The sequence below is a fragment of the Actinacidiphila cocklensis genome (assembly GCF_907177275.1).
Classification (GTDB): Bacteria; Actinomycetota; Actinomycetes; order Streptomycetales; family Streptomycetaceae; genus Actinacidiphila; species Actinacidiphila cocklensis.
Genome location: NZ_CAJSLV010000068.1, coordinates 58,366 through 81,517, shown reverse-complemented (window position 1 = coordinate 81,517; position 23,152 = coordinate 58,366). Strand labels below are relative to the sequence as shown.

The following is a 23,152-nucleotide window of genomic DNA, read 5'->3' as shown; positions in this document are numbered from 1 at the left end:
GGCCGACCGCAGCTCCCGGCACACCGAGATCCCGTCGCCGTCGGGCAGCCGCACGTCCAGCACCGCGACGTCGGGCCGCAGTGCCGGCCCGCGGGCCACGGCGTGGTCCGCGGTGCCCGCCTCCCCGACGACCTCGATGTCCGGCTCCGCGTCCAGCAGGTCGTGCACACCCCGGCGTACGACCTCGTGGTCGTCGACCAGGAAGACCCGGACGGGGGACTGCGGGGAGAACTGCCGTGCCTCGCTCATATCGGTCCCGCCCGTCGTCTGCCGCCTCGGACTTCCGATCATCGGTCCCGCGGCGCCCGCGCACCAGGGCCGAACGGACCCCATGAGCCCGACCGGGGGACACCCCTGCGCCCGGCCGGGTGCCGCTCCGCGGTCCGAACGTCCCTCCTCGGTGGACAGGGCGGCCCTTAGCGCGTGGGGCCGGTCCGTGCGACGTTGAGGGAAAGGCAAGTGCCATGCGTACGAGAAGGCGGTGCCACCATGACGAATCCGCTGACCGTCGGCGTCGACGGGTCCGACCCCAGCCTGCGAGCCATCGACTGGGCGGTCTCGGAAGCCGCTCTCCACCACGTACCGCTGCGGCTGCTCCACGCGTCGCTGTGGGAGCACTACGACAGGGTGCGGCCGCAGATCCGCTCCGTCCGCGCCGCCGGGGACGTCATGGCCGAGCACATCGCCGCGTCGGCCGCCGAGAGGGCGGCCAAGCAGGACCCGACGGTCGCGGTGTCCACCGAGATCAGTCCGCGGGAGGGCGTGGCGGCGCTGCTGCAGGCCGCGGACGACTCCTTCGCGCTGGTCCTGGGGAACCGGGGCAGGGGGGAACTCGCCGGGATGGTGCTCGGATCGACGAGCCTGGACGTCGCCGCCCGCGCGACCTGCCCGGTCGTCGTGGTCCGCGACGGGTCGCCCGACGGGCACGGCGCCTTCGGCCGGGTGACGGTGGGCGTCGGCCCCGAGGGCGAGTCCTCGGCGGCCGTCGCGTTCGCCTTCCGCGAGGCGCAGGTCCGTGGCGCCGAGCTGCGGGCCGTGCACACCTGGCGCGCGCCGCTCCACGGCCTGCCCGGCACCGGCTTGCGCGGCGACGCCTCCGTGCCGCAGGTCCACGAGGCCGGGGCGGTCCTCGACGAGGCGCTGCGCGCCGCCGAGCAGCAGTACCCCGACGTCGCCGTCCGGCACGACGTCGTCGAGGACCGGGCGCGCACCGCGCTCCTGGACGCCGCCACCACCAGCGACCTGCTGGTGGTGGGAGCGCGCCGGCGGCGCGGCAGCGTGGGCATGCAGCTGGGGCAGGTCAACCACGCGGTCCTCCACCACGCCGATTGCGCGGTCGCGGTCGTTCCGCAGGAGAACTGACCCCGGAAGCCGGCCCGGCTTCAGGCACGGGCCTTCAGCCGTCGTCCAGGACGTCCCGGGCGGGCCAGCGCGGGCTCACCCAGCCGGCCTCGGGGCCGTAGCCGAGCCTGATGAGCATCTGCACGTGCTCGCCGCCCGCCCTCGGGTCGCGCATCGCCCACCTGGTGTCCTGCCATTCGAGCGCCTGGTGGAGGAGCGGGGCCGCCGCGCCGTGCGGCAGGGCCGGCCGGTCACGGGCGAAGGCCGGACGGCCTCCGTCCCGGCGGGACGCGGGCAGGACGGGACGGCCGCGCAGCCGCCCGCGTCTGCGTCAGCCGGTTCCGGTGGTCCAGGAGGTGCCGTCCGCGGTGATCGCGAAGGCCCGGGTGCCGGGCAGCGACTCCAGCCAGTCGCGGGCGCGGTCGCCCATCGCGTATCCGGCGGTGGCGCAGGTGTCCGCCTCGGTCAGGCCGCGGCACACCACGGTGAGGGAGGCCAGCGCGGTGGCCGGCGGGCGGCCGGTGCGCGGGTCGACGATGTGGCAGCCGCGTTCCGCGGGGCCGGAGGTCGCGACGGCCAGCTCCCCTTCGGCGTGCACTACGGTCGCCAGCGCGCCCTTGCGCAGCGGATCGCTCACGCCGATCCGCCACGGCCCGCCGTGCACCTGGACGTCGCCGCCGCCGTTGACGCACACCGCGTCGGCGCCGGCCGAGGCCACCATCGCGGCCGCCCTCTCCACCGCCCACCCCTTGACCAGCCCGGTGGGGTCGAAGCCGCCCGCGTAGCCGGCGCTGAACCAGCCGTCGCTGCGCCGCTCGGCCGCCTCGCAGAGCCCGAGCACCTCCCAGACCTCGGGCGAGCACGCGGACAGCGCCAGCGTGCCGGCCGCCAGCCGGCTGACCTGGCTCTGCGGCCGGTAGGTCGAGAAGACCTCGTCGACGTGGCCGAGCCAGGCCGCCGCGGCCTCCAGGGCGGCGGCCGCCCGGGGGCCGGCGCCGCGCACGTCGAAGGAGAAGACCGTGCCCATGGTGTGCTCGACCCGGCGCAGCCGGGCGCCGCCGTCAGCCACCGGCCCGGTCCAGGGCGCTCTGCAGGGACTGGATGTAGCCCTCGCTGGTGTATGTCGCCCCCGAGACGGTGTCGATCTGCGCGCTCTGCGCCGCCAGCGCCTCCTGGGTGAGCTGGGGGACGGCGAAGCCGGTGATCTCCTGGTCGCGCGGGTTGTCCTCGGGTGTCTGGACGGCCGTCACCGCGGTGATCCTGCCGCTGTGCAGGGTGACCCGCAGCTGCACGGGCCCGTAGCGGGTCTGCACGGTGTCGCCGTCGACGGTGCGGGTGCCGGAGCCCGCACCCGAGCCCGCACCCGAGGCTGCACCGGAGCCGGAGCCGGAGCCGGAGCCGGGGCCGGGGCTCGCGGTCGCGGTCGGCGCGGGGGCGGGGGCCGCGGCACTGCCGGCCGCCGCCCCTCCCGTCGCGTGCGGCTTGAGGCTGAGCAGGAGCAGCAGGCCCGTGACGGTCACCAGGGTGCTGAGCAGGACGCGCCGCAGCGGGCGGCGGGAGAGGCTGTTCACGGCTGTCTCACAGTTCGAACGACTCGTGGTGGATATGGCGGGCCGGGACTCCGGCGGAGCGCAGCGCCTCGTACGAGGCCGCCGCCATGCCGGGCGGCCCGCACAGGTACACGTCGTGCCCGGCGACGTCGGGCACCGACGCGCGCAGCATTTCGGCGGTGAGCCGCGGGCTGCGGCCGTCGGCCTGGTTGAGCAGGTAGTGCAGGCGGGCGCCGCGGGAGCGGGCTATCGCCTCCAGCTCGCCACGCAGTGCCAGGTCCTCCGCGCTGCGGGCGCGGTAGATCAGCGTCAGGTCGCCCGGCCGTGCGGGCAGCGACTCGAACAGGGCGCGCAGCGGCGTCACCCCGACCCCGCCGGCCAGCAGCAGGACCTTCTGCCGGGTCCTGCGGTCCGAGGTGAGGGCGCCGTACGGCCCCTCGGCCCAGATCCTGGTGCCGGGCCGCAGCCGGGCCAGGGCCGCGCTGTGGCCGCCCACCGCCTTGACGGTGATGCGCAGCAGGTCCGGCCGTGGCGCCGTGGACAGCGAGTACGGGCTCGCCGTCCACCGCAGCCCGGGGGCCAGGAAGCGCCACCGCAGGAACTGCCCGGCCCGTGCCGCGAGCTCCGGCAGCCGCTCGCCGCACACGATCACCGACACCACCCCCGGCGCCTCCTGGACCACCTGGGCCACCCGCAGGCGGTGCCGCAGGTTCAGCCGCAGGGGCGCCGCGAGCCGGAACCACACCACCGCCGCAGCGGCCGCGCCGTACAGCGCGTACCAGAAGCCGCGTGCCAGCGGGTGCGAGGAGAAGTCCGCGCCCAGGGCGAGCTGGTGCCAGAAGGCGAGGAAGACCGCCAGGTAGGTGAGCAGGTGCAGGTAGTACCAGGTCTCGTAGCGGACCTTGCGGCGCACCGCCCGTACGGACAGCGCGCCGACCGCGAGCAGGAGCAGCCCGCCGATCGTGCCCTTGAGCATCTCGGGGTACGTCAGGACGACCGTCTTCGTCTCGCCGACCACGCCGGTGCGGGCCTGGACCGCGTACCCCCACAGGACCAGGGTGATGTGGACGGCCAGCAGGCACACCGTGTAGCGGCCCAGCGAGGAGTGCCAGCGGGCCACCCGGTCGCTGCCCACTCCCTGCTCCAGCACCGGGACCCGCGCCATCAGGCCGACCAGCAGCGCGCAGCAGTAGCCGCTGAGCAGCCCCGCGATCCGGCCCGCGCCCAGCAGCCAGTCCGCTGCGCCGACCACCGCGCCGGTGTCCTGCCACCACAGCGCCAGCACGGCGGCGGCGCCCGCCCAGGCGAGCGCGAGGACCAGTGCGGCCGGGGAGCGCCGGCCGGCGGGTGCCACCGCGTGCCGCGCCGGGCGCGGGCTGTATGTGGTGGTCATGGGCTGTGTCCTTTCCCTCGCTTGCAGGGCCACTGTGCAGGCGAAACCTCTCAATCAGCTCTGAGAACGCCCTCCCGGTGAAGCTCATAGCCGATTCAGAGGAAGCCGCCGGCCGCCGCGCGGCCCGGCCGAGGGATGCTGGGAGGACTATGGACAGCACCGCACCGCACGCCGGGCCCGCACGGCACGCGAAGCCCGCCCCCCTCACCCGGCCCGACGGCTCGCCCGTCCGCGTCCTCGTGGTCGACGACGAGCCCGACCTCACGGAGGTCCTCGCCGGTGCGCTGCGCTACGAGGGGTGGCAGGTGCGCACCGCCGGGGACGTCGCCACCGCGCTGGCCCGCGCTGCCGACTTCCGGCCGGACGCCGTCGTCCTCGACATCATGCTGCCGGACGGCAACGGGCTCGCCGCGCTGCGCGACCTGCGGGCGTCCAGCCCCGAGGTGTGCGTGCTCTTCCTCACCGCGCGGGATTCGGTGGAGGACCGCATCGCGGGCATCACGGCGGGCGGCGACGACTACGTCACCAAGCCGTTCAGCCTGGAGGAGGTGCTCGCCCGGCTGCGCGGCCTGCTGCGCCGCGCCGGCATGACCCGCGCGCGCAACGACGCCGCACTGCTCGTCGTCGGCGACCTCACCCTCGACGAGGACGCCCGCGAGGTCACCCGGGGCGGCGACGCGATCGACCTGTCACCGACGGAGTTCGAGCTGCTCCGCTACCTCATGCGCAACCCGCGCCGGGTGCTGAGCAAGCTGCAGATCCTCGACCAGGTCTGGTCCTACGACTTCGGCGGCGAGGCCCATGTGGTGGAGCTGTACATCAGCTACCTGCGCCGGAAGGTCGACGCGGGCCGGGAGCCGATGATCCACACCGTGCGCGGGGCGGGATACGTGCTGAAGGCCGCGCCGCGGTGAGGCGGCCGCTGCCCGAAGTCCGCACCTGGGTGCGGCGTCTGGTGCCGCGCACCCTGCGGGCCAGGCTCACCTGCGGCCTGGTGGTGCTGCTCGCGGTCAGCTGCGCCGCGGTGGGCATCGCCGCCGTCGTCACGCTGCGCTCCTTCCTCACCGACCGCCTCGACCAGCAGCTGGTCCAGGCCGGCGGGACCTTCCCCGCCAGCCTCGAACACCGCGGGCCGCACGAACCCGACGGGGACAACGCGCACGTCGACACCCGCAGGCAGGCCCCGGGGACCTTCGGCGCCCGGCTGCTGGACGGCCAGGTCACCGCGGCCGGCGTCGTACGGTCGGGGGCGGACACCTCCGTGACCCTGACGGCCGGCGACCGGGCGGCCATCGCCGCGGTCCCCGTCGACGGCCGCAGCCACCGCCTCGAACTGTCCGCGCTGGACGACTACCGGGTGCGGGCCGTCATCGGCGACGACGCGGACGTCCTGGTCACCGGGCTGCCGCTGAGCGGCGTGGAGGACGCCGTGACCCGGCTGGTCGCGGTGGAGGCCGCCGTCTTCGGCGGCGCGCTGCTGGTCGCGGGCGCGGCCGGGGCGCTGTGGGTGCGCTGGTCGCTGCGGCCGCTGCGCCGGGTCGCGGCCACCGCGGCGTCGGTGACCGCGCTGCCGCTGGCCAGCGGCGAGGTGGCGCTGCCCGACCGGGTCCCGGACACCGACCCGCGGACCGAGGTCGGCCAGGTCGGCATCGCGCTCAACCGGATGCTGGGCCACGTCGAGAGCGCGCTCGGCAAGCGGCACGCCAGCGAGGAGCGGCTGCGCCGCTTCGCCGCCGACGCCAGCCACGAGCTGCGCACCCCCGTCGCCTCGATCCGCGGGCACGCCGAACTGGCCAGGCTCCACCCGGACCCGGTGCCGCCGGGCGTGTCGCGCGCGCTGGAGCGGATCACGGCGGAGTCGTCGCGTATCGGCGGCATGGTCGACGACCTGCTGCTGCTCGCGCGCCTCGACGCGGGCCGCCCGCTGGCCCGCGAGCCGGTCGACCTCACCCGGCTCGTGCTGGACGCCGTCGACGACGCGCGCGCGGCGGGACCCGGCCACCGCTGGGTCCTCGACCTGCCGGAAGCCCCGATCACGACGATCGGAGATCCGCTACGGCTGCAGCAGGTCGCCGGGAACCTGCTTGCCAACGCCCGGCTGCACACCCCGCCCGGCACCCGGGTCACCGTCCGGCTCCGGCAGGACGAGGCGGCCTCCCGCCTCGTGGTCGAGGACGACGGCCCCGGCATCCCCGAGGACGTCCGCGGCACCGTCTTCGAGCGCTTCGCCCGCGCCGACCACACCCGGCCGGGGTCGGCCGAGGGCCACGGCGCGGGCCTCGGCCTGGCGATCGTCACCGCGGTGGCCACCGCCCACGGCGGCACCGCCGAGGTGCGAAGCCGCCCAGGCGCGACCGTCTTCACCGTCACCCTGCCTTTCCCGCCCGGCTGACCCGGCACCCCCGCTGTCCCGGCCCTGAGTACCGGCACCGCGCCGCCCGGGCCGGCCGGTGGTGCCCGTGACGAGGGCGTGGCGGTCGGACCAGGTCAGGGCCGCCGCCGCAGTCAGGGCGAGGAGTGGGACGGCGAAGCCGGCCCGCGCGCCGCCCGGGCCGTCGACGAGGCGGCCGACCGCGGCGGCGGCGACGCGACCCGCGCGGACCGGGTCAGGCGCGGGCGGATTCGCGGACCGCGTCCGGGGCCTTCTTGTCGAGGGCGACCCGCACCAGGGCGGCGGCCAGGACGGCGGGCTCCGCGCCGTCCGCCAGGCGCAGCAGCGTCGCGGGCGCCGCAGGCAGGTCCAGGGCGCGGGCGCCCTGCAAGGCCTTGCCGTCGATGTAGGGCGCCGCCTGCGGCCATACGGCCTGCGCCTCGCGCAGGAAGATGTCCGCCCCGGTCGGGCCGACCCCTGGGAACTCCTGGAGGGAGCGCCGCATGGCCTCGGTGTCGCCGTGCGCCTCGTCGCGCAGCCGCCGCAGGTCGCCGCCGTAGCGCTGCCGCACCAGCTCCGCGCCCCGGCCGAGCTGGGTGGCGGTGCGCTCGTCGTAGCGCCGGTAGCCGCCGCGGCCGAGCGCGTCGACCCGCTGCTGCCAGGTGGCCCGCGCCATCCGGCGCGGATCGCGCATCCCGGCCTGTGACAGCTCCCTGGACGCCCCGACGGCGGCGTCGGCCCTGATGCGGGCGCTGAGCAGGCAGGCCAGCACCAGCAGCTGGTAGAGCGGCTGGGGGGTGTCGCGCAGGCGTATCCCCGCCTGTGCGGCATACGTGCGGCCGTAGCCGTCGAGGAGCGCGTGGACGACATCGCGCCTGCTGGTGCGGGCCACCCGGACCACCTCCGAGAAGTACGACCTTCGGCTACCCGGACATTCCCTGCCCATTCGCCGCGGCGGCGACCCGCCTGGCGCCGGCCCTCACGTCACTCGTCCGTCGCGGACGGCACGAAGTCCTGGCCGCGTATGAGCAGCAGCGACAGCACTCCGCTCACCAGGGCGATGACCGCCGCCACCAGCAGGATGTGGTTCAGGCCCGCGGTGAAGGCCGTGCGGGCGGCCAGCGCGGCGGCCGGGCGCTGCCGGGCCGGGACGCCCCTGAGCGCGCTGGAGAACCGGCCGTCGGTGAGCGACGAGGCGATCTGCGGCGCCCGGGGGCCGAGCCCCGGCACCCGGCCCAGCTGCTCGGTGACCACCGACTGCACCCGGGCGGCGAACAGCGAGCCCAGCAGCGCGATCCCGGTGGCGATGCCGACCTGCCGGGAGGTGGAGTTGACGCCGGAGGCCATGCCCGCCTGCCGCGGCGGTACGACTCCCACGGCAGTGGACGCCAGCGGCGGGTTGATCAGCCCGATGCCGACGCCGCCGAGCAGCAGCCCGGGGACCAGGTGGGTCCACTGGGAGCCGGCGTCCAGACCGCGCATCCACAGCAGGCTGAGCCCGATCACGATGCCGCCGGGTCCGATCAGCAGCCGAACCGGGACGTGCGAGGACAGCCGTCCGGATACGGCGGAGACCACGAAGATCGTCGCCGAGGCCGTCAGCAGCCGCAGCCCCGTACCGAAGGCGGAGTAGCCGAGCACGTCCTGCAGGTACAGCGTCAGGTACAGCAGCATGGCGAACATCGACGCGGACATGCCGAAGGCGGCGATCAGGCCGCCGGAGAACGTCGGCTTCGACAGCAGCGACAGGTCGAACATCGGCTCGCGCCCGGCGACCTGGACCGCCAGGAACGCCGCGAACAGCACGGCGGCCGCGGCGAAGCACTCCAGCACCAGGGAGTCGGAGAAGCCGAGCTCGCCGGACTTGATCAGCGCGAGGACCAGGAAGGCGAGCGAGGCGGTGAAGCTGAGGAAGCCCCACCAGTCCGGCCGCCGCGGGCGCGGGTCGCGCGACTCGCGGACCCGGGTCCAGGTGATCGCCACGGCGACCAGGCCGACGGGCACGTTGACGAAGAAGATCCAGCGCCACGACAGCCCCGAGGTCAGCGCGCCGCCGACGACCGGCCCGACCGCGACCGCCAGGCCCGTCACCGCGCCCCAGATCCCGAAGGCGATACCGCGGTCCTTGCCCCTGAAGGTCTCGGCCAGCAGCGCCAGCGACACCGCGAACATGGCCGCGCCGCCGATGCCCTGCGCCCCGCGGGCCAGTTCCAGGAACAGCGTGCCGTTCGCCAGCCCGCACAGCAGCGAGGCGGCCGTGAAGAGCGTGAGCCCGGTCAGGTACGCCCGCCGGCGCCCGAAGAGGTCCGCCAGCGACCCGCAGGTCAGCAGCGTCGAGGCCAGGGTCAGGGCGTAGGCGTCGACGACCCACTGCAGGCCGGAGAAGCTGCTGTGCAGCTCCTTCTGCACGTCGGGCAGGGCGACGTTCACGATGGTGATGTCCAGCAGCAGCATGAACGTGCCCACGCACACCGCCGTCAGCGTCCACCAGCGGTGGACCTCGGATGATCCGGCGCCGCGGGCCGCCGTCCCGCCGCGGTGGACCTGCCCGTGCTCCGTCGACATCGCGCCTCCCTGGTACGCCGCCCCCCACGGGTGCCCGGTTGGGCCGCCGCCATGCATCCCGCCACGGCGACCGGGGCCGGGGCCGGCCCTGGTTGCCGTCCGGCAGGGCGGGTACGCGCGGGCCGAGAGGGAATCGCGGCCTCCGGGTTGGTCGTGACCGAAGGGAGACGATCCATGGACACGGCGGTACGACAGGCCGACCAGCTCGCGTCGGCGGCGGTCACCGGATGGGCGACGGTCTTCGGCGTCCTCGTCGTAGCGGTGATTCTGCTGGCCTTCTGGTGGGGCGCGCGGCGAGCCAGGCGCCGGCGCCTGCCGCCGCGCGGCCCGCAACCCGGCTCGGGGTCCTGGCACGAGCCGCAGCCGAGCGAGACCCACCACTCGGCCCGCTCCCACGGCGGCGACGACACCGAGCAGTGAGGCGGCGCCCGGTCAGCGCCCGCGCCGCCCCGGTGCCGTCTCGCGGACCACGTCGGCGGCGCGTTTGTCCTCGCGCAGGCCCAGGTAGCGCGGGTGGCGCAGGCGGCCGTCGCGAGTCCACTCGGTGAAGCCGACCTGTGCGACGAGTTCGGGCCGCACCCAGTGGGCGCCGCGCTCCCGTACCGGTTCGCCGAAGGGCGGGTGGTCCACCTCGATCGCGTCGAGCCGGGCGCGCAGCGACCGCAGCGTCGCGGTGTCGTAGCCCGTGCCGACCTTGCCGGCGTACCGCAGCCGCCCGCCTTGGTGGTAGCCGAGCAGCAGGGCGCCGAAGCCGACCCGGCTGCCCGCGGGTTCGGTGAACCCGCCGACGACCAGCTCCTGCCCGGCCTCGCACTTCAGCTTGAGCCAGTTCGGCGAGCGGCCGTGCGCGTACGGGGCCGACGCGCGCTTGGCGATCAGCCCCTCCCAGCCCCAGCCGCAGGCCTGGTCGAGCAGCTGCTGCCCGCCGTGGTTGCGGTGCGGGGTGAAGCGCAGCGGCGGATGGAACTCCAGGGCGTCCCGCAGCAGCGATTTGCGCACGCGCTGCGGCAGCCGCGTGGTGTCGAGGCCGCCGAGCCGCAGCAGGTCGAAGACGTAGTACGTCACGGCGACGCGGCTGGCGCGCACGGCGGCCGGGGCGGTCAGGCCGCTGCGCTGCTGGAGGAGCGAGAAGTCGGTACGTCCGCGGTGCAGCGCGACGATCTCGCCGTCCACCACGAAATCCGGGCACGGCTGCGCCGCGAGCGCGGCGGCGGCCTCCGGGTAGGTGGCGTTCAGCCGCTGGCCGGAGCGCGACCACAGCTCCACCCGGCCGTCCTCCAGGGACGCCAGCAGCCGGATGCCGTCCAGCTTCCGTTCGAACAGCCAGTCGTCGCCGAAGTCCCTCAGGCCGGTGAGCTGGGCGAGCATCGGCGCGCCCGGGTCGGGGGCGGCGGGCCGGAGCATGTGCCGCTGCCGCTCGGGGAGCCGTTGCAGCAGGTCAAGCCTCATGGGCGGCGCCTTCCGCCGGCCGGGTGTCCTTGGCGGTCATGGATCGACCTCCTCCGGGGTACGCCTCGGTCTCCCCGCGCGTACCCGGTCGGGCGGGGCTCATCCGCGGAGTGACTGGTGGGTAAATGAGATGTATGGAAGGGATTGGGGGGTTTTGGGCCGGGTAGTCGTCCCTCGTGACGGGTCCGAGCTGTCGATGCGGCGAGTGGGTGCGCGCGACGGTCCCCGGGCTCCTGCGGTGAGGAGGCGTGCGATGGTCCTTTCCCTGCACGAGCGACGAGTGATCGCCGACCTGGAGCGGTCGCTCACCCGGGAGGAACCCGGGCTCTCCAGGACGCTCGCGGACTTCGGCGGTCCGCGCCAGGAGCCGCTGCGGTCCGCCCCGCCCGTCGAGGCGCCCCCGGAGGACCGCACGCCGCTCGTCCGCGCCCGGCGGATGACGTCGTGGTCGAGCGGCCTCGCGCTGACGCTGCTGTGCGTGGCGCTCGCCCTGTCCGCGGCCGGACTTCTGATCGCGGCCAGCGTCACCGCCCTGACGGGTGTCGCCTGCTGGGCGGTCTACCGCTGCCAGCGCCGCCGGCTGCGTGCGTCCCGCGAGGACCAGCCCCCGGAACGCCGCCCAGCGCCATGACCGGCCCGGGCGGGCAGATACGATCCGGCTGAACGGCCGGGCCGCCGGCATCCCGCGAAGACGACAACCGGAGTGCTGGCACCATGGCGAACCGCTGGGTCGGAGTGACCGTCGACTGCGTCGACGTGGAGCGCGTTGCGGCCTTCTGGAGCGAACTGCTCGGCCGCGGGAAGGGGCCGTCCCAGCCCGGCTGGGTCTACCTCGGCGACCTCGACGACCCGCAGCCCCGCCTGGTCTTCCAGCCGGTGGCCGAGCCGAAGCAGGGCAAGGTGCGCCTGCACCTCGACATCGCCGTCGACGACATCGAGCAGGGCATCGCGCAGGTCGTCGCCCTCGGCGGCCGTGCCACCGGCGAGCGCCACGAGTACGACGAGGGCGTGGTCGTGGTGATGGCCGACCCCGAGGACCACGAGTTCTGCCTGGCCCAGTTCTACTGACCCGGGCCATCCGTCCGGCGCCCCGTCATCTGCCGTCGGCGGGACACGGCGGGGCGTAGGGGAGCTGGGGGATGTACGTGTGCCACTGCGCCCGGGTGAGGACGTTGCGGGTGGCGGAGCAGATCCACTTGGCCGCGTGTTCCGCGTCGAGATCCCACAGGCGGATCACCCCGTCGGTCCCCGCGCTGACCAGACGGCCGTCGCGGTTGAACATCACGGTGTTGACGGTGCTGTAGGCGCCGGTCAGGGGCCGGCCGAGGGACTTCGCGTGGGCCGGGTCGGCCACGTCCCACAGCCGGACGGTGCTGTCGTAGCCGGCGCTGGCCAGGGTGCGGCCGTCCGGGCTGAACGACACCGACGTGACGGTGGTGGTGTGACCGGTCAGCGGCCCGCCGAGGGACTTCGCGTGGGCGGGGTCGGCCACGTCCCACAGCCGGACGGTGCTGTCGTAGCCGGCGCTGGCCAGGGTGTGGCCGTCCGGGCTGAACGCCACGCCCACGACGATCCCGGTGTTGCCGGTCAGCGGGTGGCCGAGCGGCTCCGCGCGGGCCGGGTCCGTGACATCCCACAGCCGGATCGTCCGGTCCGTGCTGCCGCTGGCCAGGGTGTGGCCGTCCGGGCTGAACCGCACCGCGTCCACGACGTTGGTGTGGCCGGTCAGCGGCCGCCCGAGCAGGACCGGTTTCGCCGCGTCGGTCAGGTCCCACAGCTCGATCCGCCCGTCCCAGCCGGCGACGGCCAGGGTGCGACCGGTCGGGCTGAACGCCAGGGACGCCACCCGGTGCATGCGGGTGAGCAGTTGGACGCGCAGGGCGGTGGTGGCGGCCGGGTTCGTCGTGTCCCACAGCTTCACCGTGCCGTCGCCGTCGGCGAGGTCGCCCGCGGCCAGCACGTGCCCGTCGTGGCTGAGCGCCAGCGACGAGATCACCATGGGGGAGGCGACGGTCAGCGGCCCGCCGAGTGCGGTGGTGCGGGCGGGGTCGGTGACGTTCCACAGCCGGATCGTCCGGTCGGCGCCGGCGCTGACCAGCGTGCGGCCGTCGGAGCTGAAGGTGGCGGCGTTGACGGACGGGCTGTAGGAGGTGATCATCCGCTGCGGGAAGGTCCACACGCGCACCGTGTTGTCGGCGCTGCCGCTGATCAGGGTGCCGCTGAGGCTGAAGTTCAGCCCGAGCACCGCTCCCGTGTGGCCGACCAGGTCCGCGCCGCGCGACTGAGGGCTGTCGGGGACCGCGACGTTCCACAGCTTGATCGAGCCGTCGTAGCTGCCGCTGGCGAGCGTCTGGCCGCTCCGGCTGAACGCCACCGACGTCACGGACCCGGTGTGCCCGAGGAGTTGGCCCAGCATGGCGACGCGCGCCGGGTTCGTGACGTTCCACAGCCGGACCCGGGAGTCGGCGGCGCCGCTGGCCAGGGTGTGCCCGTCGGGGCTGAAGGCCACCGACGCCACGAAGGTCTTCCCGTGGCCGTACTGCGGGCCGCCCAGAGCTGCCGCGTGGGCCGGGTCGGCCACCTTCCACAGCCGGACCGAGTAGTCGAAGCTGCCGCTGGCCAGGACCTGCCCGTCCGGGCGGAAGGCCAGCGAGGCGATGGCGTCGGTGTGGCCGGTGAGGGGGCGGCCCAGCAGGACCGGATCGGCCGGGTCGGTCACGTTCCACAGCCGGATCGTCCGGTCCTTGCTGCCGCTGGCCAGGACGTGTCCGTCCGGGCTGAACGCCACCGCCCCGACGGTGTCGGTGTGGCCGGTCAGCGGATCTCCCAGGGCCGCCGGGCGCGCGGGGTCGGTCACGTTCCACAGCCGGATCGTCGCGTCGTTGCCGCCCGCGGCCAGGGTGCGGCCGTCCGGGCTGAACGCCAGGGACTCGGTGATGTCGGCGTGCATGTGCAGCGGTTCGCCCAGGGCCACCGGGTGCGTCGGGTCGCTGATGTTCCACAGCCTGACGGCGTTGCTGCTGCTGCCGGCGGCCAGGGTACGGCCGTCGGGCGTGACGGCCACCGAGACGATGCCCCCGATGCCCGAGGCGACCGGGGTGGACAGCGGGGTGGTGCCGCTGGTGACCAGATGCGTGGACAGGTCGGGGGTCGGGTGCATCCGGTAGGCGACCAGGTCGAGTTGTGCGGCCAGCGCGGTGTCGGTGGTCCGCAGCCGGTCCGCCTCCGCGGTGATCTGGCTGAAGATCGCGGCGTCCCGCTCGTCCAGCGCCTTGCCGCGCTGCTGGAAGGCGAGCACGGCGGCCCCCGAGGCCAGCAGGGCGAGGGTGACCAGGACCGCGGTGATCGCGCGACGGACCCGTACGGCACGTCTGGCACGGGCGGCCGAGGCGGCGAGGAAGGCCCGCGCCACCTGGTCCACGTCGGCGGAGCCGGTGACGCTGCCCACCGCCGACTCCAGCCGGCTGCCCCGGTAGAGCAGGTCGTTGTCGCGTCCTGCCCGGTCCCACGACAGGGCGGTGTCGCGCAGCTCCTGGCGGACGACGTTGCCGATCCGGTCGTCGTTGATCCAGCCCTGCAGCCGCGGCCACGCGCGCAGCAGCACTTCGTGCGTGATGGCGACGGTCTCCTGGCCCTGGGTCAGCAACCGGGCCGCGGTGAACGCGTCGAGGACCGCCTTCGCCGCGAGCGGATCGGCCGCGGAACTCTGCAGGTCGGCCCGCAGGACCCGGCGCCTGGAGTGCTCCGCGCCCTCGGCGACCGTCACCAGGCCCAGAAAGACGCTCCTCGCGGCCGCCTGGGCGGCCCCGAGCTGCCCGAAGACCCGGTTCGCGGTCTCCGCCACCGCGTGCTCGATCCCGCGGGTGGCCTGGTAGCCGCGGATGGTCAGCAGGCCGCCGTCACGCTGCATCCAGGTGGCGCGCAGCGCGTGGGCGAGCAGCGGGAGCCGTCCGGCCTCGTAGTCCTCCGGACCCTCCGCGGTCCCGTCCCGGCCGCCGGCTCCGGTGCCGGCCGCGCCGAGCTCCCGCAACAGCACCTCGACCAGGCCGGTTTCGACGTCGAGACCGGCCGTCCGCGCGGGGAGCACGATGGCGTCCCGCAGCTCGGACGGCGACATCGGCCCCACGAAGACCTGGTTGCGCTGCACCGCGGTACGCAGCCACGGGTAGCCGGCGCAGGGCGCGTAGAAGTCGGCCCGCAGGCCCAGCACGACCAGGCCGACCGGGGCCTGCCCGTCCGCCGGGTCCGCCAGCCACGCCAGCTCCTCGACGAAGGCCCGCCGCTCCTCCTCGTCCTCGCACAGCGTGAAGACCTCCTCGAACTGGTCCACGACCACCACGACGCGCGAGCCGTGCCCCGCCGCGTTCCGGCCGAGGTCCCGGCGCAGCCGCGCCCTGCGCAGGCCGGGGTCCGCGGAGCGCCAGTCCTGCGGGGCGGCGCCGCCCCCGTACGGGTCGGTCAGCAAAGCGAAGTGCGCGGCCAGTACCGACATCGGGCTGTGGGTGGGGGTGAACACCAGCCGCTGCCAGTGCCGCGAACCCGGCGCCGGCAGGTCGCCGCGCCCGATGGCGGGCAGCAGGCCGGCCCGCAGCAGCGAGGACTTGCCCGCGCCCGAGGGCGCGACGACCACCAGCGGGGTGCGCCCCGCGACGGCGGCGTCCAGCCGAACCGTCAGGTCGGCGACCAGCTCCTCCCTGCCGAAGTACCGGTCGGCCTGTTCGAGGCCGAAGGGTTCGAGGCCGGGATACGGGCACTCCTCGTCCTCCGCGGGCCGGCCGACCCGGTGGATGCGCCCCTCGGCCATGACGAAGGTGGCGCGCAGGTCGCGGACCTCCACGATGTACTGGTCGCCGGCGGCCTGGAAGACCCGTGCGTCGCCCGACGCCTGGGCGTGCTGGAAGGCTGCTTCCCGCGGGCCGTCACCTGCCGGGTCGCGCCGCGGCGCAGACCCGTCCCCGGGGCTCACCGCTCGGTGATGTGCTGGTCGCGGCCGGCCTGGTAGACCCGGCTGCTGCCCGTCGCGTGGGCCTCCTGGTGGAGGTCCCCGCGCACCTCCTGGGCGGCGGGCGCCGCCTCCCAGCCGGCGAGGGCCGACCGCAGCGCCGGCTCCGCGTCCCGGTGCGAGGCCAGCAACTCCGCGACTCGCAGCGCCCATTGGACCCGCAGCGCCGCCTCGTCGACCGGCGTCCCCGCATCCCTCCCGGCGACGACGGCGGCGCGCGTCGCGTCGAGCTCGTCCGCCACGGCCGCCGCGCCCTCCGGGCGGAACCGCTGCCACAGGCGCACGGCCCCGTCCCTGGCCTGTTGCCAGCCGTCCGTGACCATGAGCGTCACCAGGGTGCTCCCGGCACCGCTCGACAGGGCGATGAGTTGCGCGTCCATGCCTACCCCCGTTGTCCGGTCCATCGTGGAGCGGCGGCCCGCGCGGGTATCGGCTCTCGGGCTGCCCCGGACCTTCGACTGTAGGCCACGTGGCCTGTGTTATAGGGGTTGTTGGCGCAACCACCGGCGGGCTGCGACACTGCGGCGCCGCCCGCCGGCGGGGGTCAGCTCGCGGCTGTTATCCGCCACTGCTGGTTGGTGCTGTTGCTGTCGCTGTACTGCGCCAGGTCGGAGCCGGAGCCGGTGCGGCCCATGCCGTCGACGTACAGGCCGGTGGCGCGGTTCTTGATGCGGACGTTGTCGGCGTCGGTGAGCACCGACCACTGCTGGTTGGTACTGCTGCTCGCGGCGTACTGGCCGACCGCGGACCCGTCGGCGGTGCGGCCCATGCCGTCGAGGTAGAGGCCGGTGGCGCGGTTCCTGATCCGGACGTAGTTGCCGGCGTTCTCGACGGCCCACTGCTCCTCGTAGCGGCCCGCGCTGTTGCCGTACTGGTCGGCGTTGGCGCCGTTGGCCGTACTGCCGGCGCCGTCGGCGTACAGGCCGGTGGCGGCGTTGCCGATCCTGACGTAGGTGCCGCCTCCGGTGCCGATGCCCCAGGCGTACTGCAGCCGGGTCAGCCCCGAGGAGTTGACCAGCGACAGGTTGATGCCGGAGCCGCTGCCGGTCTTGGCTGTGAGGCTGTACCAGTCACCGTCGCGCAGGCCGGGCCAGAACACGCTGCCCATCCCGAGGGTGCGCAGCTCGCTGCTGACGCCGCGGAGGTAGTCGGCGAAGAAGGACCCGCTGGGGATGCTGTAGTCGATGGTGCCGTACTGCACGCCGTTCTTGCTGCCGGGACTCATCGGGCCGCCCCACTCGGTGGCGACGGTGCGGCTCGCGTAGGAACCGACGTAGCCCGCGAGGTGGTTCGCCCACTCGGTCTCGTCCTCGAAGCCCGCGAAGAACGAGTAGTCGTGCACGGCGAGCAGCGTGCCGTCCAGGCGGCTGTCGCCGCCGACGGCCGCGACGTTCTGGGCGTAGCCGGCGCCGTCGAGCACCACCCGGCCGCGCGGCACCCCCGGATACCTGGCCAGCCAGTCGCTGTAGAGGTTGTCGAGGTCGGCGGTGCCGTACGCGTACGGCTCGTTGATCACCTCGAAGTAGGCGTTCGGGTTGCTGCCGTAGGCGGCGACGACGGTGTCCCACATCTGCTGGAAGCCGGCTGTGGTGGCCGGCTTGCCGTTGGCGTACGCCCAGTACGCGAGGATCACCTTGCCCTTGCTCAGCGCCGTGTCGATCGCGCCGGTGTACGTCGGCCAGTAGCCGGCGACGGTGGGCTCGTTGATCGGCATGCGGACGGTGTCGGCGCCGGTGATCGAGTACAGCTGGCCGACCACCCGGTCCGCGACGGTCGCGGCCGAGGCGTGGGTGTCGGACGCGCCGAGCCCGGACGGGTACAGCACGCCGTTGACGAAGTTGTCCCGCTGGTCGGCCCAGTTCACGCCCTTGAACTGGTTGGTGGCCGCGTGTGCACGGCCCGACCCGACCGATGTCAGCGTTCCCAGCGCGAGTGCGAGGACGGCGAGGATTCTGAACAGCGCAAGCACACGTGCGCGGGGTGTCGCGAGGTGAGGCGATCTCATCAGCCCATCCTTCGTGCGGCTCCTGGTGGTTCGACCGCTGTGGTCTGAAGCATCGATAACGGACCGTCAAATCACTGCGCTACGCCGCGAACCGAAGCGCACACAAACGCAAGGGTGCGAACACCCGGTCCGGGGTTTCGGATCTGTGCATATCCGAGCGATACCGAATGCCCTCTGGTGAGCGGGGTGCCGCCGCCGCTATCCCTGCTGCAACGCACGCGCACGCGCATTGCCGGCCCGAGCAGAACCTGTCGACCGTTCCCGAGGAGCAGCGCACATCATGGGTAGAACAACCGCACGATTCCTCCCGCTCGCTTTTGCGACCCTGCTGTGCGGGTTATCCGCATGCGCCGGAGGCGACAGCGCGGACAGCGGTTCCGACGCCAGGACCACCATCAGGATCGCGCTGTGGAACTACCGCACCACCCCGGAGTTCAAGGCGCTCATCGACGGATTCGAGGCGAAGTACCCGACCATCGACGTGCAGCCGGTCGACATCCTCGCCGACGACTACTCCGACAAGGTCACCGCCATGCTCTCCGGCGGCGACACCACCGACGTGCTCACCCTGAAGAACGTGACCGACTACGCCCGTTACGCCACACGCGGCCAACTGCGTCCGCTCACCGGAGTCGTGCAGGGCCTCATCGACAAGGCGGCCTACGGGGGCCTGTCCGACTTCGAATTCAACGGCCGCTACTTCGCGGTGCCTTACCGGCAGGATTTCTGGGTGCTGTTCTACAACAGGAAGCTGGTCGGTGACGCGGATGTGTCGCATCTGACGTGGAGCGGGTTCGACTCGCTGGCCAAGCAGTTGACGACGGGTTCCGGTTCGTCGAAGACGTACGGGACGTATCTGCACACGTGGCGTTCGGTGGTGCAGGCGGTGGCGTCGGCGCAGACGGGCGGGAATCTGCTGGGTCCTGACTACGGGTGGATGAAGGACCAGTACTCCGTCGCGTTGGATGTGCAGAAGGCCGGTGCGACGCTGCCGTTCTCGACGGCGTCGAGCCAGAAGATCACCTATGACTCGCAGTTCACCACGGGCAAGGCCGCGATGGTGCCGATGGGCACCTGGTGGGCCGCGGCCCTGCTCTCGGAGAAGGCCCAGGGCAAGAACCCCGTCGACTGGGGCATGGCACCCCTCCCGCAGGTCTCGGCCGACGGCAAGGCCACCACCTTCGGATCACCCACCGCCTTCGCCGTCAACATGCGCTCGCACAACGCGGACGCCGCGGAGAAGTTCGTCGAGTGGGCGGCAGGCCCGGAGGGCGCCGCCACGGTGGCCAGGATCGGGATCGTCCCCTCCTACACCGACGCCTCGACCACCAGCGCCTTCTTCGGTGTCCGGGGCATGCCCACCGACGCGGTGACGCGGGAGGCGATGAAGCCGTCGAAGGTGCAGCTGGAGCTGCCGGTGAGCGTCACCTCCTCCGACGTCGACGAGATCCTCACCCAGGAGCACGAACTCGTCATGAGCGGCGAGAAGTCCGTCGACGACGGCATCAAGGAGATGGAGAAGCGGGTGCGGACCGAGACCCGGTGACGCCCGCAGGGCACGGCTGCCCGGCGCCGGGCAGGACGGTTCCCGGCGCCGGGCGGGTCAGCTGCCGTTCCCTGCCCCGGCACCCGCATGCGCGGCGCGGACGTTGCGCCACACCACGTAGAGGGCGCACCCGGGCAGGGTGGCGAGCCCCAGCAGCGGGGAGCGGTCGACCAGCGCGGCCGCGGCGAGCAGCAGCACCAGGTTCGTCAGCGCAAGGGGCCCGCGCCGCAACAGGCCGTAGGGCGCCGCCAGGTAGCCGGCGGGGGTGAGCCGGCGCTGCTGCGGCTCGCCCGCGGCCAGAGCCATGGCGTGCACGCCGGACAGCGCGGAGAGCACCGCGACCAGGGCGAGCGCCGGGCATACGGCGAGCCCCACCGCGGTGTGCCGCAGCAGCACCGCGTCCGTTCCGCTCACCGCCGCGAGCAGCGCGTAGGGCACCCACAGCGCCGCCGCCCTGCGGAACAGGCGGCGGTAGGCACGCGGCAGTTCGACCGCGTGGGCGGTGTCCGCACCGTCGTCCGCGGCCCGTTCGAGGTAGCCGAACGCACCGGCGAGCGCCGGGCCGACGCACAGCCACAGCAGCGTGAAGGGCACCGGGTGGCGCCACGGCTGGTGGGTGGCCGCCAGTGCCGCGAGCAGCGGCAGGCAGCCGATCGCGACCCCGGCGTTCACCACCAGGACCTGGTGCACATGGGACCAGAGCAACTCCCATGACCCGAGGGACACGTTGGTCGGCAGGCGGCGCCTGGCGCCCCCGGATGCGGCTGTCGGCGATGTCATGGCCGTGGTCAACCCTTCAGTCCCGTGGTGGCGATGCCGCGCACGAAGTAGCGCTGGCCGAGCAGGAAGATGACCAGGACGGGAAGGACCGAGATGACCGAACCCGCCATGATCATGGCGTACTGCGCGTCGTACTGGCCGACGAACGTCCGCAGGCCGATCTGGACGGTCCACAGGTTGTTGTCCGTCAGGTAGATGAACGGACCCATGTAGTCGTTCCAGGTGTTGACGAAGGTCAGCAGGGCGAGGCTCGCCAGCGCGGGCTTCGACAGCGGCAGCATGATCCGCGCCCAGATGCCGTACTCGCTCAGGCCGTCGAGCCGGGCCGCCTCGCTGATCTCGTCGGGGATGGTGAGGTAGAACTGCCGCATCAGGAACACCCCGAAGGCCCCGAAGGCCTGGATGAGGATCAGCGACCAGCGGGTGTTCACCAGGCCCAGCTTGTCCATCATGATGTACTGCGGGATCATGTACGCCTGCCACGGCACCGCGATGGTGGCGATGTAGCCCACGAAGAGCGCGTCCCTGCCGGGGAAGCGCATCTTCGCGAAGCCGTACGCGGCGAAGCTGCCGGTGAGCACCTGCAGGAAGGTGATCACCACGCTGAGCAGCAGGGAGTTCTCCAGATACGTGGCGAGCGGTATCTGCGTCCAGATGTCGGCGAAGTTCGCCCAGTGGTAGCTGCGGGGGATCCACTCGATCGGCACGGTGAAGACGTCCCGGTCGGCCTTCACCGAGGAGATCGCCATCCACCCGAACGGCAGCAGGATCGCCACGGCCAGGACGGCCAGGAACACGTACATCAGCGCACGCCCCGCGACCTGCGCCGCGCGGCGCCGCGGCGCCGCGGCCGGCAGCGCGGGTGCGGGTGCGGGGGCCGCCCCGGGACGGGCCTTGCGCAGCGCGGTGGTGTTCATCGTTCGCTCCTGCGCTGGAACTGGAACTGGACGAGCGTGACGGCCAGCGCGATCACGAACAGCGCGAGCGAGACCGCCGAGGAGTAGCCGAACCGGCCGTGGGTGATGCCCTCGCGGAAGATCAGCTGGGACAGCACCAGCGAGGACCGGCCGGGACCGCCCTCGGTCATCACCTGGACCAGGTCGAAGACCTTGAAGCTGGAGATGGTGAGCATGACCGTCACGAAGAAGGTGGTGGGCCGCAGGCCCGGCAGGGTCACGTGCCGGAACCGCATCCACGGACCGGCGCCGTCCACCCGGGCCGCCTCGTACAGCTCGGCCGGGATCGTCTGCAGGCCGGCCAGGAAGAGCACCATGTAGTAGCCCATGTCGCGCCACACGCTGGTCAGGATCAGCGCGGGCAGCGACCAGTCGGTGGAGGTGGTCCAGCCCGGCGGATGCGACCAGCCCAGGTGCCGCAGCAGCTGGTTGACCGGGCCGATGTCCGGGCTGAGCAGCATGTTCCACACCACCGCCACCGCGACCAGCGAGGTGACGTAGGGGAAGAAGAACGCGGTGCGCAGCAGGCCGACCCCGCGGAGCTTCTGGTTGAGCAGCACCGCGAGGCCCAGCGCGGCCACCAGCGTCAGCGGGATGTGCCCGGCCGCGTACCAGCAGGTGTTCCGGACGGCGGTCCAGAAGTTCTCGTCGTGCTGCATACGGCGGAAGTTGGCCAGCCCGATCCACTTCGGGCTGGAGTAGGAGTCCCAGTCGGTGAAGGCGATCACGAAGGTCCCCACCACGGGGACCAGCGTCAGGGCGGCGAAGCCGAGGAAGTTCGGCAGGACGAAGCTCCAGCCGACCAGCACATTGCGCCGGCGCCGGCGGCGGTCACTGCTGACCGGCGCCGGAGCCGAGGGGGAGGAGGCCGTCGTCACCGGACTTCGGTCTTCACGCGGTCGTCCATCTCCTTGATGCCGTCGTCGACGGACTTCTCGCCGCTCATGACGAGTTCGTGCTCCTGGGTGAGGATCTCGTCGACGTCCGAGGACTTGTCGCTGACCGGCATCTCCAGCTGCACCTTCGACGGCTGCATGGCCTGCTTGGCCACCGCGTCGGTCGGCATGCCCTGGACACCGAAGAAGGCGTTCATCACCGAGCTGGAGTGGTACGACGGGACCAGGCCGATCTTCGCGATGGCCGCGGCGCCCTCGGGACCCGAGGCCCACTCCACGAACTGCTTGGCCGCGTCGGCGTTTCGCGCCTTCTTGTTGACGGCGAAGGCGGTGGGTGATCCGAAGGTGGTGGCCTTGCCGTCGGCCGAGACCTGCGGGAGGGGTGCCATGCCCCAGTCGACGGGGTTCTTGCCCTGGGCCTTCTCCGAGAGCAGGGCCGCGGCCCACCAGGTGCCCATCGGCACCATCGCGGCCTTCCCGGTGGTGAACTGCGAGTCATAGGTGATCTTCTGGCTCGACGCCGTCGAGAACGGCAGCGTCGCACCGGCCTTCTGCACATCCAGCGCGACGGAGTACTGGTCCTTCATCCACCCGTAGTCAGGACCCAGCAGATTCCCGCCCGTCTGCGCCGACGCCACCGCCTGCACCACCGAACGCCACGTGTGCAGATACGTCCCGTACGTCTTCGACGAACCGGAACCCGTCGTCAACTGCTTGGCCAGCGAGTCGAACCCGCTCCACGTCAGATGCGACACATCCGCGTCACCGACCAGCTTCCTGTTGTAGAACAGCACCCAGAAATCCTGCCGGTAGGGCAGGGCGTAGTACTGCCCCTTGAGGTTGTAGTCCGCCAGGCCGGAGTAGGCGGACTTGTCGGCCATCTTGGCCACATCGTCGGTGAGCGGGAGCAGTTGGCCGCGGGTGCCGAAGCGGGCGTAGTCGGTGATGTTCTTCATCGTCAGCACGTCGGTCCTGTCACCGCCCGCGAGCATCGTGGTGACCTTGTCCGGGTAGTCGTCGGCGAGGATGTCGACCGGCTGCACGTCGATCTTCGGGTACTTCGCCTCGAACCCGTCGATGAGCGCCTTGAACTCCGGGGTCGTCTGGTAGTTCCACAGTGCGATCTTGACGACGGTGCGGCCGTCGGACGTGGTGCCGGAACCGCCGCCGCTGCCGCAGGCCGCGGCGCCGAAGAGGGTCGCGGCCAGGGCGACGGGAAGGACTCTCGCGGTGGTCTTTCTCATGGGAGTGCGGCTCCTTGTGGTGAGGGTTGGGGGACGTGCGGGAGAGATGTCGGT

At 73.1% G+C, this 23,152-nt stretch carries 21 protein-coding genes; 7 read left to right on the top strand and 14 right to left on the bottom strand.

All coding sequences use genetic code 11. The features are described from left to right. On the bottom strand, positions 1–249 hold a 249-nt coding region (locus NFU81_RS24700), incomplete at its 3' end, for a response regulator (protein WP_251493677.1). Between the two features lie 240 nt (positions 250–489). Here NFU81_RS24700 and NFU81_RS24695 point away from each other — a divergent pair. Beyond that, positions 490–1,362, top strand: a complete 873-nt coding sequence (locus tag NFU81_RS24695; RefSeq protein ID WP_251493674.1) for a universal stress protein — start codon at positions 490–492, stop codon at positions 1,360–1,362. A gap of 310 nt (positions 1,363–1,672) precedes the next feature. Here the strand turns inward: NFU81_RS24695 and NFU81_RS24690 are convergent, their stop codons facing one another. Genes NFU81_RS24690 through NFU81_RS24680 form a run of 3 tightly spaced genes read right to left on the bottom strand, consistent with a single transcriptional unit; the run spans position 1,673 to position 4,284 of the window. Beyond that, positions 1,673–2,368 carry an FAD:protein FMN transferase gene (locus NFU81_RS24690; RefSeq protein WP_251493688.1) on the bottom strand — a complete coding sequence of 232 codons (696 nt, stop codon included), beginning with the start codon at positions 2,366–2,368 and terminating at the stop codon, positions 1,673–1,675. A gap of 34 nt (positions 2,369–2,402) precedes the next feature. Beyond that, positions 2,403–2,912, bottom strand: a complete 510-nt coding sequence (locus NFU81_RS24685) for an FMN-binding protein (protein ID WP_251493671.1) — start codon at positions 2,910–2,912, stop codon at positions 2,403–2,405. Positions 2,913–2,919: 7 nt separating this feature from the next. After that, positions 2,920–4,284 carry a ferredoxin reductase family protein gene (locus NFU81_RS24680; RefSeq protein WP_251493668.1) on the bottom strand — a complete coding sequence of 455 codons (1,365 nt, stop codon included), beginning with the start codon at positions 4,282–4,284 and terminating at the stop codon, positions 2,920–2,922. 149 nt (positions 4,285–4,433) lie between these two features. On the opposite strand from NFU81_RS24680, the gene NFU81_RS24675 reads away from it, so the two are divergent. Continuing rightward, on the top strand, positions 4,434–5,198 hold the full coding sequence (locus tag NFU81_RS24675; protein ID WP_251493665.1) for a response regulator transcription factor: 765 nt from the start codon (positions 4,434–4,436) through the stop codon (positions 5,196–5,198). Then, positions 5,195–6,676, top strand: a complete 1,482-nt coding sequence (locus NFU81_RS24670; RefSeq protein WP_422665278.1) for a sensor histidine kinase — start codon at positions 5,195–5,197, stop codon at positions 6,674–6,676. Before NFU81_RS24675 ends, NFU81_RS24670 begins: the two co-directional genes overlap by 4 nt. Before the next feature lie 214 nt (positions 6,677–6,890). Here NFU81_RS24670 and NFU81_RS24665 read toward each other — a convergent pair whose 3' ends face one another. Together NFU81_RS24665 and NFU81_RS24660 are read right to left on the bottom strand one after the other, a co-directional pair. Further along, a complete protein-coding gene (locus NFU81_RS24665; protein WP_251493662.1) occupies positions 6,891–7,547 on the bottom strand; it encodes an HhH-GDP family DNA glycosylase in 657 nt (218 codons plus the stop codon). A gap of 92 nt (positions 7,548–7,639) precedes the next feature. After that, entirely contained in the window at positions 7,640–9,220 is a 1,581-nt protein-coding gene (locus tag NFU81_RS24660; RefSeq protein WP_251493659.1) for an MFS transporter, read from the bottom strand. A 174-nt stretch (positions 9,221–9,394) separates the two neighbouring features. On the opposite strand from NFU81_RS24660, the gene NFU81_RS24655 reads away from it, so the two are divergent. After that, positions 9,395–9,640, top strand: coding sequence for a DUF6479 family protein (locus NFU81_RS24655; protein ID WP_251493656.1), 246 nt, complete (start codon positions 9,395–9,397; stop codon positions 9,638–9,640). Positions 9,641–9,652: 12 nt separating this feature from the next. Here NFU81_RS24655 and ligD read toward each other — a convergent pair whose 3' ends face one another. Further along, the gene (gene ligD / locus NFU81_RS24650) at positions 9,653–10,669 is read right to left on the bottom strand and encodes a non-homologous end-joining DNA ligase (protein ID WP_251493653.1); all 1,017 of its coding nucleotides are present in this window, start codon (positions 10,667–10,669) and stop codon (positions 9,653–9,655) included. Positions 10,670–10,922: 253 nt separating this feature from the next. Here ligD and NFU81_RS24645 point away from each other — a divergent pair, with 253 nt between their 5' ends. Then, on the top strand, positions 10,923–11,300 hold the full coding sequence (locus NFU81_RS24645) for a DUF3040 domain-containing protein (protein WP_251493650.1): 378 nt from the start codon (positions 10,923–10,925) through the stop codon (positions 11,298–11,300). A gap of 83 nt (positions 11,301–11,383) precedes the next feature. After that, a complete protein-coding gene (locus NFU81_RS24640; protein WP_251493648.1) occupies positions 11,384–11,737 on the top strand; it encodes a VOC family protein in 354 nt (117 codons plus the stop codon). Positions 11,738–11,762: 25 nt separating this feature from the next. Here NFU81_RS24640 and NFU81_RS24635 read toward each other — a convergent pair whose 3' ends face one another. The 3 genes from NFU81_RS24635 to NFU81_RS24625 all read right to left on the bottom strand — a co-directional run bounded on the left by NFU81_RS24635 (position 11,763) and on the right by NFU81_RS24625 (position 17,676). Then, positions 11,763–15,635: an nSTAND1 domain-containing NTPase gene (locus NFU81_RS24635; RefSeq protein WP_251493645.1), complete on the bottom strand. Its 3,873-nt coding sequence runs from the start codon at positions 15,633–15,635 to the stop codon at positions 11,763–11,765. After that, a complete protein-coding gene (locus NFU81_RS24630; RefSeq protein WP_251493643.1) occupies positions 15,632–16,051 on the bottom strand; it encodes a hypothetical protein in 420 nt (139 codons plus the stop codon). Before NFU81_RS24630 ends, NFU81_RS24635 begins: the two co-directional genes overlap by 4 nt. Before the next feature lie 164 nt (positions 16,052–16,215). Then, positions 16,216–17,676 (bottom strand): RICIN domain-containing protein, encoded by a 1,461-nt coding sequence (locus tag NFU81_RS24625; protein WP_251493641.1) that lies wholly within the window; start codon positions 17,674–17,676, stop codon positions 16,216–16,218. A 280-nt stretch (positions 17,677–17,956) separates the two neighbouring features. On the opposite strand from NFU81_RS24625, the gene NFU81_RS24620 reads away from it, so the two are divergent. Next, complete coding sequence (locus NFU81_RS24620) at positions 17,957–19,222, top strand: ABC transporter substrate-binding protein (protein ID WP_251493638.1); 1,266 nt, start codon at positions 17,957–17,959, stop codon at positions 19,220–19,222. A gap of 57 nt (positions 19,223–19,279) precedes the next feature. On the opposite strand, the gene NFU81_RS24615 is transcribed toward NFU81_RS24620, so the two are convergent. The 4 genes from NFU81_RS24615 to NFU81_RS24600 are packed head-to-tail and all read right to left on the bottom strand — an operon-like array spanning position 19,280 to position 23,098. Beyond that, complete coding sequence (locus NFU81_RS24615) at positions 19,280–20,002, bottom strand: hypothetical protein (RefSeq protein ID WP_251493635.1); 723 nt, start codon at positions 20,000–20,002, stop codon at positions 19,280–19,282. 8 nt (positions 20,003–20,010) lie between these two features. Beyond that, positions 20,011–20,919, bottom strand: coding sequence for a carbohydrate ABC transporter permease (locus NFU81_RS24610; protein WP_251493632.1), 909 nt, complete (start codon positions 20,917–20,919; stop codon positions 20,011–20,013). Beyond that, positions 20,916–21,836 carry a carbohydrate ABC transporter permease gene (locus NFU81_RS24605; protein ID WP_251493629.1) on the bottom strand — a complete coding sequence of 307 codons (921 nt, stop codon included), beginning with the start codon at positions 21,834–21,836 and terminating at the stop codon, positions 20,916–20,918. Before NFU81_RS24605 ends, NFU81_RS24610 begins: the two co-directional genes overlap by 4 nt. After that, positions 21,833–23,098 (bottom strand): extracellular solute-binding protein, encoded by a 1,266-nt coding sequence (locus NFU81_RS24600; protein WP_251493626.1) that lies wholly within the window; start codon positions 23,096–23,098, stop codon positions 21,833–21,835. The genes NFU81_RS24605 and NFU81_RS24600 overlap by 4 nt, the downstream gene beginning before the upstream one ends. Positions 23,099–23,152 lie beyond the last annotated feature (54 nt).